This is a genomic window from Nodularia harveyana UHCC-0300 (assembly GCF_034931085.1).
Lineage (GTDB): Bacteria > Cyanobacteriota > Cyanobacteriia > Cyanobacteriales > Nostocaceae > Nodularia > Nodularia harveyana.
On the sequence record NZ_JAYGHG010000020.1, the window covers coordinates 1 to 16,615 of the forward strand.

Below are 16,615 nucleotides of genomic sequence, written 5' to 3' on the forward strand. Positions count from 1 at the left end.
CCTGGTGTCTATTGCGTGGTGGAACCACACTGATCCCTTCCCGAACTCAGAGGTGAAACGCTACTGCGGCGACGATAGTTTAGGGGTAGCCCTACGCAAAAATAGCTCGATGCCAGGTTTATCTTTACAACAAAGCCTCTTCTTTAACGGAAGGGGCTTTTGTTTTGTCTTTTGCGTTATGCTTGCTTAAAGATTTATCCCTTTGTTCTATCAATTGCCACATAATTTATTTCTCCCTTGGTAAAATATATTGATAACCATTCTTTAATAATGGGTAACCAAATTTTTTCAATTGTTAAATTTGGTAATGAGAGAAATCTTTGTATTCTTTTTCTTCTACTCTCAAATTTAATTGGCAAAGGTATCCCACTTGCTAACCTTTCTAAATTCACGTTTTTAATTGACTGTAAGATGTTCAGCAAAATTTGGAGAAACAGGTATTCTGCTAGACTCAATTGACTTTTTAAGTGCTTTTGATAAAATAGAGGTATTATTTTCATTAGATAGGTCTTATTGACAATTCCTGGCCTATCTTTTTTTACCATAAATCGTTACATTCGTTACACTGTCCTGTTTTCAGCCTTGTTTGTCGCCCCGTCAGCCTTCACATATAACAAGCTCTATCTCTTTTTCTTCTTGTTAGTAGCTGTGGCAACACCAAATCCGATAGAACGATCAGTTTTGGGAAAAAGCTCGAACAGTTCAACATTATATTCTTTATTTTCACACCATAGCCTATTGATGGTTATTAAAGAAAACTCTTCACGGTAAAAATAAATAACACACCCTTGGTTTGTTAAATTTAACCTATCAATATGTTTAGAGTCAGACATTTTTAACAACTTTTCAGCATCCTGAAGGCTTAAACATGAATGTCCAGTTTTAAAAGGGGAAACACCATTATCGTCGATTCTGCTCATACAAACACCACCATCTTTTATACAATCTTCAAAATATGTACCAAGAGGTGTGGTATGAATTTCACGGAAAAATAATTCCCTAAATTTGTTAACAATCTTTTTAGCTTGTTTTTCATTAGTCATCATATTTGTAGCAAATCTTTTTTTTCAGTGTATCGTCTGGGTGTATAAACTGAAATGCTGCCATCACTACGCTGAATTGTGCGGGTTTGGCTGGAACCAACTAGAATTACTGTCCGCATATCGGCTGAATCTGTTGTTAATTCCTTGAGTTGGATCACCTTGACTATTTGTCCTGGTCTGCCGAGATTCCTAGCTAATACTACTGGGGTATCTGGTGTTCTATATTGCAGTAAAATATTTCTCGCTGCTGCTAGTTGCCAAGTGCGCTGTTTGGAGACAGGATTATAAAAGGCGATCGCAAAATCAGCTTCAGCAGCCCCAGCAATTCGTTGTTCGATAATTGACCAAGGTTTTAAAATATCTGAGAGGGAAATAGTGCAGAAGTCATGTCCCAATGGCGCACCAATGCTTGCAGCCGCCGCTTGCATGGCCGAGATTCCCGGTGCAACATGAATATCTATACTATCCCATTCCGGTTTTGGGTAGCGATCGCAGACCTCAAATATAGCCGCAGCCATTGCATATATCCCCGGATCACCAGAAGAAACTACTGCTACATATCGCCCTGATGCTGCTAAATCCAATGCCATTGTTGCCCGTGCAATTTCTTCACGGTTGTCTGATTCATGTCGTTGTTTCCCATCAGCTAGAGAACCAATTAAATTTATGTATGTTTTATAACCTACTAAATCAGTTGCCGATTTGAGTATTTCTTTCACCTCTGGAGACATCCACTTTTGACCACCCGGACCAGTGCCAATAATGGCTAACCGTCCCCTTGCTTGACCGATGGTGTTGGGGTCGATGGGTGTGGGAGAAATGGCGATCGCCAAGCCCTCGGTATAAATCTCCAACTGGGATGACTTAGTAACGGTAAGAGCTATAGCTTGGGCGGGGCTATAACCTGTTGAAGTCAACTTTTCTATCTGATTTGAGGTAAAAAAGCGGACAGGTACTTTAAAGGCGTTAGCGATGGCTTGGATAGCTGAATTTGTGGCTAAGGAGATAGGGGCAAATATCCCGGCTACTGATGCGGGGGCCAGTTCGGCATCGGCTAACAATTGTTGTACTAAAGCTAAATCAACTGTATCACTGATGGCGATCGCGGAGCGTGCGTCGAGCGCAATCGCTATAGTTGCGGGGTGATAAACAAGGCTGTTAGCTGCGGGAGTGACTAAGCGTTCTGTAACCTGAATAGTCAAAGCACCCTTGGGGTCTATAGGTAATTGACTATTACTCAACCAAGGCGCTGTACCTTCTAGCTTCACTTGCGCCCCAGCTAATAAATCTGAGATAAATTTCTTTGCATCATCTGGATTTGCTAAATGGTATCCAGGAGGAGGAGATAATAACGCCGTGCGGAAACGGATATCACCTGTGGTAGTGATTGCAGGTTTAACATCAAGTACCTCAGCAATGCGTCGCGCCAAATCATTCACGCCATTCAGTCCACCCAAAAGCGGAACCACCGCACTTCCATCTTCAGCTACGGCTAATACTGGCGGTTCCTGTTTTTTATCGGAAAGCATTGGTGCTATGGTTCTGATGAGGATACCAGCAGCACAAATACCAATTAAAGGTGTTCCCTCTACGAACAACTCTCGCACTGTGTCACCGAAGTTAGTGAAACTGACATCAACACCAGATGTACGTCCTGCCAAACCGTATAATGTCGCCCCTGGTAAAATGCTGATAATTTGGCGGGCTACTGGTACACTGTTTTGACCCAGTACCACAATGGCAGGTGCAATCTTTGTGATCATTTTATGAGATATTTTGGAAAATTTGATGTCCTTTCAAATGAAACCACAGATAGATACAGATGAACACAGATAAGATTTTATTTAGGTAATTTAAGCCTGTTATTTTTCAAATACATCAGCACCATAACTAGGATATTCTATTAAACCTATAGTCGATTTTTAGTGGGGATGATAATCATTGAGAAATAGGGTACTTGATTGGGATCAACTTCATCGAGGGGTACAATTCTTTGTTGTGTCATTGTTGCCCGCTCAATATATAATGCCCGTGATGCCAACCCCAATTGATGTAAAACATCTCGCACTTTGGCGAAATGACGACCTAATTTCATAATCGCCGCCGCATCTGTTGCTAGTAAGTGCGTGATTAATTCTTCTGCTGGCATGGGGGCGGGTAAAACGGTCATGATGTCGTTGTAATAAGTGAAGGGTACACCCAAGGCTACAGGACAGGCCATGAGGGAGGAAATTCCTGGTACAACTTCCGTTTGGTAGTGTGGCGATAAACGGGTGAAAACGTACATAAAGGAACCGTAAAAAAACGGGTCGCCCTCACACAACACTACTACATCTCTGCCGGCGGCTAGATGTTCGGCTATGGGTGCAACTTCTTTGTCATAAATCAAATTGGCCGTTTCTGGTTCCAAGGCGCGGGGGAGGTGAAACACCACTTCGATTTGATTTCCGGTGAGATATGGGGATGCGATCGCTCGCGCTATACTTTCTTTATCTACTGCTGAGTGATAGGCGACTACAGGGGCAGCCTGTAATAGTCGCAGTGCTTTCAATGTCAGTAGTTCGGGATCACCTGGCCCTACACCAATTCCATAAAGACGGCCTTTGGCTTGCATATTCACTCTTCCTCTGTTGCTAGGGCATTCACTGCTGCTGCTGCGATCGCACTGCCACCACGCCGACCATGTAAAGTTAAAAATGGTACGCCTTTGCTATTTGCTGCTAGTGCGGCTTTGGACTCCACTGCACCCACAAATCCCACGGGAAAACCTAAAATCAGGGAGGGTTTCAGAACTCCTTCTTCTAGCATATCTAGCAAGCGAAATAGGGCTGTCGGTGCATTCCCAATTGCTACCACTGCCCCTTCTAAGTGTAATCGCCATAGTTCTACAGCTGCAGCTGATCTGGTATTACTCAAGCGTTTAGCCAGTGCTGGAACTTCCATATCATAGAGGGTGCAAATAACTTGGTTATTTTTAGGTAGTCTCTTCCTAGTAATACCTTCGGCTACCATGCGACAATCACACAAAATTGGCGCACCTGCGGCTAGGGCGGCGCGTCCAACTTGCACCGCCGTTGAAGAATATCCTAAGTCGGTGACGATATCAGTCATTCCACAGGCATGAATCAGACGGACAGCCACTTTTGCTACATCTGGCGGTAACACATCTAATTTGGCTTCGGATCTGATGATGGCAAAGGATTTACTGTAAATTTCGTTAGCATCTCGGATGTAGTCAGACATGGCAAAATAGTAATTGGGGATAGGGATGGGGTTTTATAAATAACCTTAAGTCACTGGGGAAAATAACGGCTGCAATTGGGCGATTTCATATCTATTCACAAATTCTCGAAAGGATTCATCAGGATTTCGGCATTGATTTTGATAAACTTGTAACATCTGCCCTAACAATACAGGTAGTTCGGCTACAGTGACATATTGATAGAGTTGACGACCAAATTTTTGTTCGCTGTCACCTTCTCCAACATAAATGTGATAGGCTCCCAAAGTGCCGTTTTCTGATTCTAGGTTGTCCCCCAGTAAGGTAATATCACTATGGTTATGCTGGGCGCAAGATTTTTCGCAGCCGCTAAAGTGAATATGAACTGGGTGATTTAAACTAACATGAGTTTCGAGATATTTTGCTAATGCTTTAGCATCACCTTTAGTATCTGTGGCGGAAGATGCACAACCTTGATTACCAGAACAGGCGACTAAGGCGGTATTGATATTATTTACGGAAATATCTAATTTTAAAACAGCAATTTCACTTTTAACATGAGTTAGCGATCGCTGGGGAATATCTGTCAGAAGTAAATTTTGCCAAGGGGTTAGCCTCAGAGTCCCGCTACCAAATTTTTCGGCTAAATCAGCTAAACCCCTGATTTGCTGACTTTCTAACCTACCTAACGGTAAAACTACACCAATATAAAATAAGCCTTGCTGTCGCTGGGGATGAATCCCTATATGTGAATAGTGGGAATTTAAACTTTTTTCTGGAGAACTGGTTTTGTACAACGGTGGATGAGGTGTGAGTTCAAAACCTAGACGTTGTTCAACTTGTTGGAGGTAAGTTTCACAACCCAAATTATTTAACAACTCTCGTAAACGCAGCTTGCGCCGACTCTGAATATCGGTATGATCAAGATAAACTTCAGCTAAGGCGGCTAAAACTGGTAAACATGACTCTGGTAATAAGACAATTCCCATATCAACGGGTGGTTTTCCCTTAACACCGACGCTGAGATACAAACGAAAGTACACTGTACTGTCAATTAAAATAGCAGCAAACATGATATCGTTAAGGCGATCGCACACAGAAACTTGACCACCACCATCAAAGCCTACACTAAATTTGGCTGATAGTCCTCCGAGGCTGGGATGTGTAGCGATATAATTTTCCCAGTCTTGAATTAAGGGACGGGTATCAATTAATTCCTGGGGATCAATACCAGATGTGGGACTGGTCATGATATTCCGAATGTGGTCAACAGCGAAATTGCGGGAACCAATCCCTATATTTTGCAAATTCTGGAGAACTGGGAGATTTATTCCCGAACGTAGTTCCCGGATTTGGAGGTTGGCGCGATTGGTGACATCCACATAACCACCCCCATAATTTTCTGTTATATCTGCGATCGCACGGCACTGTTTACTATCCAAAATACCACCTGGTATTCTGATGCGAGACAATATCCCATCTTGGGCAGGTGTATCATAAAACAAGCCAGGACATAAGGCAACTCCGGACAGCAAAACATTAACTCCTTCCCTGTGCGACGCAGGTAGTAGATACTAGGTGTGTCTTCAAGACATTGCTAGGGTTGGCATTCTGACTTGGCAAGTGAAAAAGTGAATGTTCTGCTTTCGCTTTACCATTACAGCTGCGGCACAGTCCCGGAATCTCACCGGACTTTCCCAACTCTCAGCCTTAATAATTTAACACGATCCGGTGTTCCTCTCGCTGGATGGGGGATATTTTTAATATTCAGTTAAAGATAGCACTTGGGTATTTCTGGAAAGTTGATTGACAAACCAGTGAGTCACCCGGTGACATTTAGCTGGGCTAATTCGGTAAAATTTCAGTAATTCTATTGCACTAAATCAACTAAGGTGTCTGACTGAAATCGGACTACACAGGAAACTAAGCATCCACGATAATGCTCAGAGGTGAATACCGATAGTGTGATATTGCTAGAACCTGGTTCTAAGATGCGTTTGACTTTGCAAACTTGCATCTTGTTTTTGCAATAGGCAATAATGCGATCGCCTGCTTTGACATCCAACGCTTTAATTTTCAATTAAACTCAACCTAATTATGAATTTTCATTAACTCAAGTAAATATATATTGCTATATTTTACCTGTTTCACAATTGCAATGCTAATTCATTATAGCACACTTGCATTAGAGGTTTGATTCCCCAAAAATCGGCATCCCTAGTTTGCCAGAAAATGCGGATTAACTGTTATTAATCGCAGAACAAGCCACTACATTTAGTTAAATTATCACAGCTTTTATGACACAGAAATGGCTATCAATTGTGGGGATTGGGGAAGATGGGTTAGAGGGTGTAAGTGCGATCGCGCGTTCTCTGATTGATCAAGCTGAAGTAATCATGGGAGGCGATCGCCATTTAGCCATGTTACCCCCAGATCACCCCAGCCAGAAACTAGCCTGGACATCACCCCTTAGCACCTCCATCGCCGAAATTATCGGTCGTCGCGGTCAATCTATCTGTGTCTTAGCTAGTGGCGACCCCTGCTGTTACGGTATTGGTGTCACTATCACCCGACAAATTCCCCCAGCAGAAATTACCATTATCCCTGCACCTTCCACCTTTAGCCTCGCCTGTGCCAAATTGGGATGGTCTTTAACGGAAACGGAAACCTTAAGTTTGTGCGGTCGTCCGGCTTCCCTACTCCAGTCTTATATCTATCCCCAGGCTAAAATCTTGATTTTGAGTGAGGGTAAAGACACACCGGCAATTGTGGCGGAAATATTGACGAATCGGGGTTATGGTGGTAGTAAAATTACAGTTTTAGAACATCTGGGTGGTATTCAGGAAAGAATTGTCGCAGGTATAGCCGCAGATTGGGATGAAACAGAAATTGCACCTCTAAATGCGATCGCCGTTGAATGTATCGCAGATCATGGGATTACACCTTTACCCAGATTACCAGGATTACCAGATCACGCCTATCACCATGATGGACAGTTAACCAAAGCCGAAGTCAGGGCGGTGACTTTAGCCAAATTAGCTCCCACTCCTGGACAATTACTCTGGGATGTCGGCGCGGGTTGTGGTTCCATTTCCATTGAATGGATGCGGACTGATCCTCGATGTCGGGCGATCGCTATTGAACAGAACCCCGCTAGACTAGCTTACATAGCCGACAACGCCGCAGCTTTAGGAACTCCCCACCTCAAAGTTATTAATGGAAAAGCACCATTAATTCTCCCAGATTTACCCACACCCGATGCCATATTTATCGGCGGTGGAGTCACAGCAGCCGGTCTGTTTGATATTTGTTGGAATGCATTACTTCCAGGTGGGCGGTTAGTGGCTAATGTGGTGACTATTGAAGGTGAACAAACATTATTTCAATGGTCTGACCAAGTTGGTGGTAGTTTAACTCGGATTGCTATTCAAAGAGCAGAACCTATTGGTAAATTTTTAGGTTGGCGGGCTATGTCCCCTGTTACTCAATGGGTGGTGGTTAAAAATTGAAATGCAAAGGTGCGCGGAGGTTTTGAAAGGAATAAGAGTTATGAGAATTTGATTTTTTTATGCAAACACTACATCTTCGTACAGTTCTGTCATGGTGGCTTGAAAATCTATGCTATTGAATTGAAATGACTTCTGTTCTGCTGTGTAGGATTGTAAAACCCACAGTCCTTGTTCATTACGACGAAAACATTCGACTCGTTGACGTTTTTGATTAATTAAAACATACTCTTTTAGAGTTTCTAGTAGCTGATAATCGGCGAATTTATCTCCCCGGTCAAAAGCTTCGGTGGAATCAGATAAAACCTCCACAATTAAATTAGGAAATCTTTTATAAGCTGGCGTTTCTTGGTCTCTTTGGTCGCAAGTCACCATAACATCGGGATAGTAGAAACGATTCAGGGATTCAATGCGGGCTTTCATGTCGGCGATGTAAACACGACAACCTGAACCACGTACATGATTGCGGAGGAGCGCAAACAAATTTCCAGCAATAGTCACATGGGAATCTAGCGCCCCAGCCATTGCGTAGATATAACCATCAATATACTCGTGTTTAATGTCACTCTGCTCTTCTAGTTCTAAGTATTCTTCAGGGGTGACGTAAATTTCTGGGGAAGCAACCATATTCAAAACCTCAAGGTATAGACTTTATTGCTGGGGTTTCATCCCCCAGTCAGAAGTTAAAAGCTTTTCTACTATCTAGCATATGCATATACAAATGGAAAATGTACCTCTGAGATTATAGTTGCTGTTTCTGTAGCGACTCGGAGATAGGGAAGCCAAAAATTAGTTTTTAACCTTCTAAGGTTATCAAATTGATCATGCATGAATTATTTGAGACTTACTTAAACAGTGATGAAAAAGTTACCCTGCGTCAGTTTATTTTAGAATTAAGTGCTACGGATCAATGTTACTTTTTAAGAAACGAGATTTTACAGAATTTTGCTCACTTCTGTGATGAATACCAAAAGCCCAGTTACTTCTATCATTCTTCTGCTATCGGTAGACTAATTCATAATACCCATGAAATCATTTTAGAAGGGGACGGTACTTGGTTTGTTGTTCGACCGAGGATTGGGAATCAAGAAGTGTGGCGACTCCAACCGGATTTCTCTGGATTTGAGCCAATGACACCCCAAGCGTGGTTAGATCAAAGCGATCGCCTCGTTAACCGCTATGAACCAAACATTCTGGAAATTGATTTCCAACCCTTTGCAGAAGAATCCACCAGAATCAGTGACCCCAGACATATTGGTCAAGGTCTAGCCTTTCTCAACCGTTATCTGTGCGAACAACTATCTAATGACAGCAGTTATTGGCTAGAAGTGTTATTTCAAGCATTATATCGACTGACTTACGATCAGAAACCTCTACTGATTAGCGATCGCATTCCCAGCAGTCTGCACTTAGTTAAACAAATTCAGGAAGCCCTAGAATTTCTGCATCAGCTACCCCCAGAAGAACCCTATGCTAATTTTCGCCCTCACCTCCAGGAACTCGGTTTAGAACCAGGATGGGGTAATACAGCTGGGCGCATCTCCCAAACCCTAGAACTGTTAAAACAACTCATTTACAGTCCCAAACCAGCCATTTTAGAAGCATTTGTTGCCCGTATTCCCGCCATTTTCCGCGTGGTTCTCGTCTCCATATACGGTTGGGTTGGTCAAGAGGATGTTATGGGTAGAGATGAAACACTCGGTCAAGTCATTTATGTCCTAGAACAAGCCCGCACCTTAGAAAATAAACTCCAAGCAGAAATTAAACTCGCCGGTCTTGACCTTTTAGGGATTCAACCCCATGTAATTATTCTCACCAGACTCATTCCTAACTGTGAAGGTACAGAATGTAATTTACCGCTAGAAAAAGTCCAGGATACTAAAAATGCTTGGATATTACGTGTTCCCTTTAAGGAATTTAATCCTGATATTACTAACAATTGGATTTCTAAATATGAAATTTGGCCTTATTTAGAAACATTTGCCATTGACGCAGAAAAAGAACTATTAACTCAATTTCAAGGTCATCCCAATCTGATTGTCGGGAATTACAGCGATGGTAACTTAGTAGCCTCTCTGCTTTCCCGTAGCATGAAAGTTACCCAGTGTAATATTGCCCATTCTTTAGAAAAACCTAAACATTTATTTAGTAATCTCTATTGGCAAGATTTAGAAGATCATTACCACTTTTCGGCACAATTCACCGCCGACTTAATTAGCATGAATTCTGCTGATTTCATTATCACCTCATCTTACCAAGAAATCTTCGGGACACCAGAAACAATCGGGCAATATGAGTCCTATAAATGTTTTACCATGCCCCAACTTTATCATGTGATTAATGGCATTGATTTATTTAGTCCTAAATTCAACATGGTTCCGCCGGGAGTCAGTGATAAAATATTTTTCCCCTATAGCCAAAAACACAGGCGAGATATTGAATTAACCGCCAAAGTCCATGATTTACTTTTTTCCCTGGAAGATCCCCACATTCTCGGACATTTAGATAATCCTGACAAGCGACCAATTCTCAGCGTTGCACCCATCACCTCCGTTAAAAATCTGACTGGATTAGCTGAATGTTTTGGGAAAAGTCCGAATTTACAAGAACATTGTAACCTAATTTTTATCACCAGTAAACTATATGCAACGGAAGCCCATAATTCCGAAGAAGTTGAGGAAATTGAAAGACTACATCACATAATTGATCAATATAATCTCCACGGCAAAATACGGTGTATAGGGATGCGCCTTCCTAGTGGTGAAGTAGGAGAAGCCTACCGAGTAGTTGCCGATTATCAGGGGATTTATATTCACTTTGCCCTCTTTGAATCCTTTGGTCGTAGCATTCTCGAAGCGATGGTTTCCGGCTTACCCACCTTTGTGACTAAATTTGGTGGCGCTCTCGAAATTATTGAAGAGCGAGAAGATATATTTCATATTAATCCTACAGACCTAAAACAAACAGCCGAAAAGATTTTAGCTTTCATTGATCAATGCGATCATCAACCAGAAAGGTGGATAGAACTTTCTCAAGCTATGAGCCAGCGCATTCATAATAAATATAATTGGGATTTGAACACTAACCAAATCCTATCACTGGCTAAAATATTTAGCTTCTGGAAGTTTGCTGTCCCCCGAAATAATACAGCTAAATATCACTATTTACAAACCTTGTTTCACTTGATTTTTAAACCTAGAGCCGAAAAGATTTTAGAACAACATCTAAAATCTCCATACATGATCAAGAATTGACCCACTTTCATTGATAATTCAACAAGTAATTTCCGATGAATAAAAACACTATTAATCACAATTACATATACACAGATTGGATATTAATAGAGACTCATTTTGAGCCTGAGCATTTGCATTATCGAGAGACAATTTTCACAATTGGCAACGGATACCTGGGAACACGGGGTAGTTTTGAGGAAGGCTATATTGATGGATCACCAGCTACTTTCATCCACGGTATCTATGATCATGTGCCTGTTGTTTATACAGAACTAGCTAATTGCCCCGACTGGTTACCATTAGTCTTGAGTATCAATGGCGACAAATTCCGTTTGGATCAGGGGGAGATACTACAGTATGATAGACGGCTGGATTTACGTCAGGGTGTTCTCTCTCGTGCTGTGCGTTGGCGTAGTCCCAGTGGGAAAACGGTAGATATCCACTTTGAACGCTTTGCCAGTTTAGCTGACCAACACGTATTAGGACAACGCTGCCGAGTCACACCTGTGGATTTTGATGGGATGATCGAAATTCAGGCTAGTATTAACGGTTACCCAGAAAATCAGGGTTTTAACCATTGGGAAGCCATAGACCAGGGTAAAACGGAACAAGGAATTTGGTTAAACAGCCGGACTCGCGGTTCCCGAATTGAGATTGGGATGGCTGCAAGGATGACAATATCAGGAACTGAAGCGGCTTTGCAGGTACAGACTCCCCCTGGGTATCCGACGTTAAGTGCAACTTTTCTGGCTACATCAAACCAGACGATAACAATAGAGAAGATTGTTACAGTTTTTACTTCACGGGATGTTTCCCAACCAGCCTCAGTAGCTCAAGAAAAACTGGAACAGCTACCAGACTATAAAACTTTGCTAGAAGCCAACGATCGCGCATGGCATGAGGTTTGGCAATACAGTGATATTGTAATTTCGGGGGATAGTAAAGCGGCTTTTGCTGTGCGTTACAATCTGTTTCAACTGCTGATTGCTGCCTCCACGGATGATGAAAAAGTAAGTATTCCCGCTAAAACTTTGTCGGGGTTTGGCTACCGTGGTCATATTTTTTGGGATACAGAAATTTTTATTCTGCCCTTTTTTACTTTTACCCAACCAGCTCTAGCCCGGAATTTACTCAGTTATCGTTATCACACTTTAAAGGGAGCGCGACGTAAGGCCTCCCATTATGGGTATAAAGGGGCAATGTATGCCTGGGAAAGTGCGGTGACTGGGGATGAGGTGACACCACGTTGGTCACTTCCTAGCGATTTTTATGGTGAAGATATCAGAATTTGGTGTCGTGATCATGAAATTCACATTAGTTCAGATATTTCTTATGCTGTGTGGTATTACTGGCAAATAACTGGTGATGATCGATGGATGGAACAGTATGGTGCTGAGATTATTTTAGATACGGCAGTGTTTTGGCATAGTCGAGTTGAGTTTAATTCTCAGAAAAACCGCTATGAAATTCGTGGGGTAATCGGAGCTGATGAGTATCACGAGTTTGTCCACAATAATACTTTTACTAACCGGATAGTACAGTGGCATTTGCAAAAAGCGCTAATGGTTGATAATTGGCTGGCTGAAAATTTCCCACAACGAGCCAAGAAATTAGATGAAGAACTAGGGCTGACTGCTGAAATCAAAGGTGAGTGGGAAGTTATTGCAGCTAAACTCTGGATTCCTTATGATGCGGAGACGGGATTAATTGAGCAGTTTGAGGGCTTTTTCCAATTAAAAGATATTAATTTAAATGATTATGAACCACGCACCCAGGGGATGCAAACCATTTTGGGTATTGAAGAGACTAATAATTTCCAGGTACTGAAGCAGCCAGATGTGTTGATGCTGTTGTATCTGATGCGGGAATCTGGTGATTTTCCCTACAATCAAAAATCATTACAAGCAAATTGGGACTATTACGCGCCCCGGACTGATATTAGTTATGGTTCATCTCTGGGTCCGGCAATTCATGCAATTTTAGCTTCAGATTTAGGTAAGTCGGCTGAGGCGTATGAGCGGTTTATGCAAGCGGTGATGGTGGATCTTGAAGATATCCGAGGTAACGCCGCCGACGGGATTCATGGGGCTAATGCTGGGGGTATTTGGCAAGCGGTGGTGTTTGGTTTTGGTGGGATTCAACTGAAGAAAGGTCGCCCTGTGGCTAATCCTCATTTACCCCAGGGGTGGACAGGTCTGAAGTTTAAACTGCACTGTCGGGGTGAATGGCACGAGTTTGATTTACGTCCTGAAGCAGTTACCGAGGAGGAATGCCAGAAGAGACTTATGTTATTCGCTCCTGGTTCTTCGGATGCTTCTCATATCCAAGGGGTGATTTTTGATCTCGATGGTGTGTTAACTGATACAGCAGAATATCACTATGAGGCTTGGCAAAAACTAGCGGATGAGGAGGGGATGGAGTTTAGTCGCCAAGATAATGAGGCGTTGCGGGGGATATCTCGTCGGGCTTCTCTGATGCTGATAATTAAGAATCGGGAATATTCTGAGTCTGAAATTCAGGAGATGTTGGAGCGTAAGAACCGCTATTATGTGGAGCTAATTGAAGATGTTACACCAAAGGATATGTTACCGGGTGCGATCGCTTTGTTGAATGAGTTGCGCGAACAGGGAATAAAAATCGCCATTGGTTCAGCCAGTAAAAATGCCCAGATGGTTGTAGCGCTTTTAGGAATTGCTGATCAAGTAGATGCGATCGCCGATGGTTATAGCGTACAACAACCAAAGCCAGCCCCTGACCTGTTTCTGTATGCAGCCGAGAAATTGGCAGTCCCATCACAGCAATGTGTAGTGATTGAAGATGCGGCGGCTGGTGTAGAAGCGGCTTTAGCGGCTGGGATGTGGGCTGTAGGTCTAGGGCCACCGGAACGGGTGGGTGCGGCTCATTTGGTTTTACCTAGCCTCGCAGGTGTGACCTGGGCGGAGTTACAAGACAAGTTACAGAAAAATGGGGTGTAAAGCCCCGTCTCTTCAGGACGGCTTTCGAGAGCGTGATTTAGGCAAAGAATCTTGATGCATCATAGTCTGTAATCGTTGTAAAATAAATGGCAAGTTCTTCGACATACTTAAGGTATAGGGTTCGACCCAGAAGTTGGGTTGGTAAAATCTTAGACGCACTGTAAGAATGTAGCTGAGTAGTTTAGTTGGGAAGAAACGAGTTGCTAGCGGTAAAATGCAGGACTCAATTAAGTTCTACGAAGCCTAAAGTCAGAAAACCAACTCTGGTAGTTTGGAATAATCCAACTGGTGAGGGCATTTTCCAGTAGGAGAGGAAAAGTTAGACGGGCTTGAGTCCGCATTTTCCGCCAGTATCCTAGAATCCCTGTCCCTTCTGGGGCGGGGAGTATGTCAAAGAAAACTATCACATCCCTTTAAGGAGACGATTTTACGTCTAAATCCGGAAAAACACGGCAAATAGTGCAATCAATTATCAATATTCCTCAACAAATCACTAACTATATCTCAGAAGCAGTGAACAGAATTTTCAGCCCTAGAGATGACGAATATCCAGCCACAGGGGTTCAACCTTTTGAGGGTGATCCGGCTGAGAAAAAAAACCATTGAAACTCAGCATCAAGTAAGACTCTGCGTATCTTTGCGCTGACCTCAGCGTAACTCTGCGTTGACAAAACTTCACTCTAGCAAACTCCCAGGTGTTGTGTCTCGAAGCTGTAAAATTATAATCATCTTCTAAATCACGACTGATGACTATAAAGCAGTTTCCTGATCCTCAGATTAAATTATGGATGGCGGCAATCAAACCGCCAATGTACAGTGTTGCTATTATGCCGATTTGGGTAGGAACATCTGTGGCTTTTGCGGAAACCAAAAGTTTTAATTCAGGCATATTTTTTACTTTTATCGCAGCAGCAATTCTGATTTTAGCCTGGGAAAATATCAGTAATGATGTATTTGATTCGGAAACAGGTATTGATAAAAATAAGCATCATTCTTTAGTAAATTTAACTGGCAATAAGTTATTAATATTTTGGTTAGGAAACCTGTGTTTGGTTTCTGGTTTGTTGGGAATAATAGCGATCGCAATTTGGCAACAAGACCCCACTTTGATCGGCTTAATTATTCTGTGCTGCGCTTTGGGCTACACATACCAAGGGCCGCCCTTTCGCTTAGGATACCAGGGTTTAGGGGAAATTATTTGTTTTTTTGCCTTTGGCCCTTTGGCGATCGCCGCAGCATATTATAGTCAAACTCAAAGTTGGTCAATGGCTAGTTTAGCCGCCTCAGTAATTGTGGGCATTGCTACCAGCTTAATTTTATTTTGCTCGCATTTTCACCAAGTTAAAGATGACATCGCCGCAGGTAAGCGATCGCCTGTTGTCCGTTTAGGTACGGAAAAAGCCGCCCAAGTTCTCTATTGGTTTACTGGGATTATTTATCCCTTGATTGTGTTATTTGTCCTCTGGGGATTTTTCCCGGTGTGGACTTTATTGAGTTGTCTAAGTTTACCTTTCGCCTTCCAGTTATGTCGCCACGTACAACAAAATCATCACTTACCAGAAAAGGTGAGTAATTGTAAGTTTATTGCAGTTAATTTACATTTTTCCTGTTGTTTACTGTTTGGTTTAGGGTTTATGTTGGGTGGGTAAGATTTTTGCACGCGGAGGCGCAGAGGCGCGGAGAGGGAGAGGTGAGAGGTTATCGGTTTGATTTTCGTTCTTATCGGCGACGGTTTTTGCAGCCACTGATTACTAGTCATGGGGTGTGGCATACCCGCGAGGGGATAATTATTTATCTGGGTAACTGTGGTTGGGGAGAAATAGCCCCGATTAGTTGGTTTGGTTCGGAAACTCTGGAACAGGCGTTAGATTTTTGTCGCCAATTACCCGCAGAAGTTACAGAGGAAATGATTTTCTCAGTCCCTGATAGTTTACCGGCTTGTCAATTTGGCTTTGAGTCAGCGTTGACGGAAATGAAGCGTTGGCGAAATCAGGAAGACTTTAATCCCAGTCTAACCTCTTCTCCCCTGCCCCCTGCCCCCTGCCCCTCTGCCTCTTTACTACCATCTGGGGAGGCGGCGTTAAATCAGTGGAAAAGGCTGTGGAAGCAAGGATATCGTACCTTTAAATGGAAGATTGGGGTGGATGCGATCGCCAAGGAATTGCAAATTTTTGATTTATTAACGCAGAATATACCATCTACGGCGAAATTGCGGTTAGATGCGAATGGGGGACTTAGTTATGAGGAAGCCCAACGGTGGTTGCAGATTTGTGACGATATTCCGGCAAATATTGAATTTATTGAACAACCCTTGCCAGTGGGAGAATTTTCGGCGATGTTGGAATTGAGTAATAGTTTTCAGACTGCGATCGCCTTAGATGAATCTGTCGCCACACTCCCACAACTGGAAAAATGCTGGGAACAAGGTTGGCGAGGAATTTTTGTAATTAAACCAGGGATAGCCGGTTCACCGACTCGTTTGCGGCAATTTTGCCAAGAAAATCAAATTGATGCCGTATTTTCTTCAGTATTTGAAACGGAAATTGGTAGACAAGCCGCACTCCAACTCGCCGCCGAATTATCTTCACAAAATCGGGCTATTGGTTTTGGAATTAACTATTTTTTATAAACCTTA

At 42.7% G+C, this 16,615-nt stretch carries 13 protein-coding genes, 1 rRNA gene, 1 pseudogene and 1 riboswitch; of the genes and pseudogenes, 7 read left to right on the plus strand and 8 right to left on the minus strand.

The window, feature by feature from the left end:
- A 5S ribosomal RNA gene (gene rrf / locus VB620_RS12710) occupies positions 1 to 118 on the plus strand.
- A gap of 85 nt (positions 119 to 203) precedes the next feature.
- Here rrf and VB620_RS12715 read toward each other — a convergent pair.
- From VB620_RS12715 to VB620_RS12745, 7 genes and pseudogenes are all read right to left on the minus strand, one after another.
- Positions 204 to 494, minus strand: a pseudogene (locus VB620_RS12715) (IS4 family transposase); the annotation flags it as partial.
- Positions 495 to 620: 126 nt separating this feature from the next.
- Positions 621 to 1,046, minus strand: a complete 426-nt coding sequence (locus tag VB620_RS12720; protein WP_323196522.1) for a hypothetical protein — start codon at positions 1,044 to 1,046, stop codon at positions 621 to 623.
- Entirely contained in the window at positions 1,043 to 2,806 is a 1,764-nt protein-coding gene (gene cobJ / locus VB620_RS12725; protein WP_323196523.1) for a precorrin-3B C(17)-methyltransferase, read from the minus strand. The genes VB620_RS12720 and cobJ overlap by 4 nt, the downstream gene beginning before the upstream one ends.
- Before the next feature lie 146 nt (positions 2,807 to 2,952).
- The gene (locus tag VB620_RS12730) at positions 2,953 to 3,657 is read right to left on the minus strand and encodes a precorrin-2 C(20)-methyltransferase (RefSeq protein ID WP_323196524.1); all 705 of its coding nucleotides are present in this window, start codon (positions 3,655 to 3,657) and stop codon (positions 2,953 to 2,955) included.
- A gap of 2 nt (positions 3,658 to 3,659) precedes the next feature.
- Positions 3,660 to 4,286, minus strand: a complete 627-nt coding sequence (locus VB620_RS12735) for a precorrin-8X methylmutase (RefSeq protein WP_323196525.1) — start codon at positions 4,284 to 4,286, stop codon at positions 3,660 to 3,662.
- A 45-nt stretch (positions 4,287 to 4,331) separates the two neighbouring features.
- Positions 4,332 to 5,798 (minus strand): precorrin-3B synthase, encoded by a 1,467-nt coding sequence (gene cobG / locus VB620_RS12740; RefSeq protein ID WP_323196526.1) that lies wholly within the window; start codon positions 5,796 to 5,798, stop codon positions 4,332 to 4,334.
- A 49-nt stretch (positions 5,799 to 5,847) separates the two neighbouring features.
- Positions 5,848 to 5,991, minus strand: a riboswitch (cobalamin riboswitch).
- Positions 5,992 to 6,133: 142 nt separating this feature from the next.
- Positions 6,134 to 6,343 carry a hypothetical protein gene (locus VB620_RS12745; protein ID WP_323196527.1) on the minus strand — a complete coding sequence of 70 codons (210 nt, stop codon included), beginning with the start codon at positions 6,341 to 6,343 and terminating at the stop codon, positions 6,134 to 6,136.
- A 217-nt stretch (positions 6,344 to 6,560) separates the two neighbouring features.
- Between VB620_RS12745 and cbiE the strand changes: the two genes are divergently transcribed.
- On the plus strand, positions 6,561 to 7,772 hold the full coding sequence (gene cbiE, locus VB620_RS12750; protein WP_323196528.1) for a precorrin-6y C5,15-methyltransferase (decarboxylating) subunit CbiE: 1,212 nt from the start codon (positions 6,561 to 6,563) through the stop codon (positions 7,770 to 7,772).
- Between the two features lie 57 nt (positions 7,773 to 7,829).
- On the opposite strand, the gene VB620_RS12755 is transcribed toward cbiE, so the two are convergent.
- Complete coding sequence (locus tag VB620_RS12755) at positions 7,830 to 8,396, minus strand: Uma2 family endonuclease (protein WP_323196529.1); 567 nt, start codon at positions 8,394 to 8,396, stop codon at positions 7,830 to 7,832.
- Between the two features lie 197 nt (positions 8,397 to 8,593).
- On the opposite strand from VB620_RS12755, the gene VB620_RS12760 reads away from it, so the two are divergent.
- From VB620_RS12760 to VB620_RS12780, 5 genes are all read left to right on the plus strand, one after another.
- Entirely contained in the window at positions 8,594 to 11,023 is a 2,430-nt protein-coding gene (locus tag VB620_RS12760; protein WP_323196530.1) for a sucrose synthase, read from the plus strand.
- 35 nt (positions 11,024 to 11,058) lie between these two features.
- Complete coding sequence (gene pgmB / locus VB620_RS12765; RefSeq protein ID WP_323196531.1) at positions 11,059 to 13,980, plus strand: beta-phosphoglucomutase; 2,922 nt, start codon at positions 11,059 to 11,061, stop codon at positions 13,978 to 13,980.
- Between the two features lie 459 nt (positions 13,981 to 14,439).
- On the plus strand, positions 14,440 to 14,586 hold the full coding sequence (locus VB620_RS12770) for a hypothetical protein (protein WP_323196532.1): 147 nt from the start codon (positions 14,440 to 14,442) through the stop codon (positions 14,584 to 14,586).
- Positions 14,587 to 14,726: 140 nt separating this feature from the next.
- Positions 14,727 to 15,629: a 2-carboxy-1,4-naphthoquinone phytyltransferase gene (gene menA, locus VB620_RS12775; protein ID WP_323196533.1), complete on the plus strand. Its 903-nt coding sequence runs from the start codon at positions 14,727 to 14,729 to the stop codon at positions 15,627 to 15,629.
- A gap of 41 nt (positions 15,630 to 15,670) precedes the next feature.
- Positions 15,671 to 16,609 carry an o-succinylbenzoate synthase gene (locus VB620_RS12780; RefSeq protein ID WP_323196534.1) on the plus strand — a complete coding sequence of 313 codons (939 nt, stop codon included), beginning with the start codon at positions 15,671 to 15,673 and terminating at the stop codon, positions 16,607 to 16,609.
- Positions 16,610 to 16,615: the final 6 nt, after the last annotated feature.

Bases quoted from the DNA above. Each gene is read 5' to 3' on its own strand.
- VB620_RS12720 (WP_323196522.1), bottom strand. From the start codon at position 1,046: ATGATGACTAATGAAAAACAAGCTAAAAAGATTGTTAACAAATTTAGG.
- cobJ (WP_323196523.1), bottom strand. From the start codon at position 2,806: ATGATCACAAAGATTGCACCTGCCATTGTGGTACTGGGTCAAAACAGT.
- VB620_RS12730 (WP_323196524.1), bottom strand. From the start codon at position 3,657: ATGCAAGCCAAAGGCCGTCTTTATGGAATTGGTGTAGGGCCAGGTGAT.
- VB620_RS12735 (WP_323196525.1), bottom strand. From the start codon at position 4,286: ATGTCTGACTACATCCGAGATGCTAACGAAATTTACAGTAAATCCTTT.
- cbiE (WP_323196528.1), top strand. From the start codon at position 6,561: ATGACACAGAAATGGCTATCAATTGTGGGGATTGGGGAAGATGGGTTA.
- VB620_RS12755 (WP_323196529.1), bottom strand. From the start codon at position 8,396: ATGGTTGCTTCCCCAGAAATTTACGTCACCCCTGAAGAATACTTAGAA.
- VB620_RS12760 (WP_323196530.1), top strand. From the start codon at position 8,594: ATGCATGAATTATTTGAGACTTACTTAAACAGTGATGAAAAAGTTACC.
- pgmB (WP_323196531.1), top strand. From the start codon at position 11,059: ATGAATAAAAACACTATTAATCACAATTACATATACACAGATTGGATA.
- menA (WP_323196533.1), top strand. From the start codon at position 14,727: ATGACTATAAAGCAGTTTCCTGATCCTCAGATTAAATTATGGATGGCG.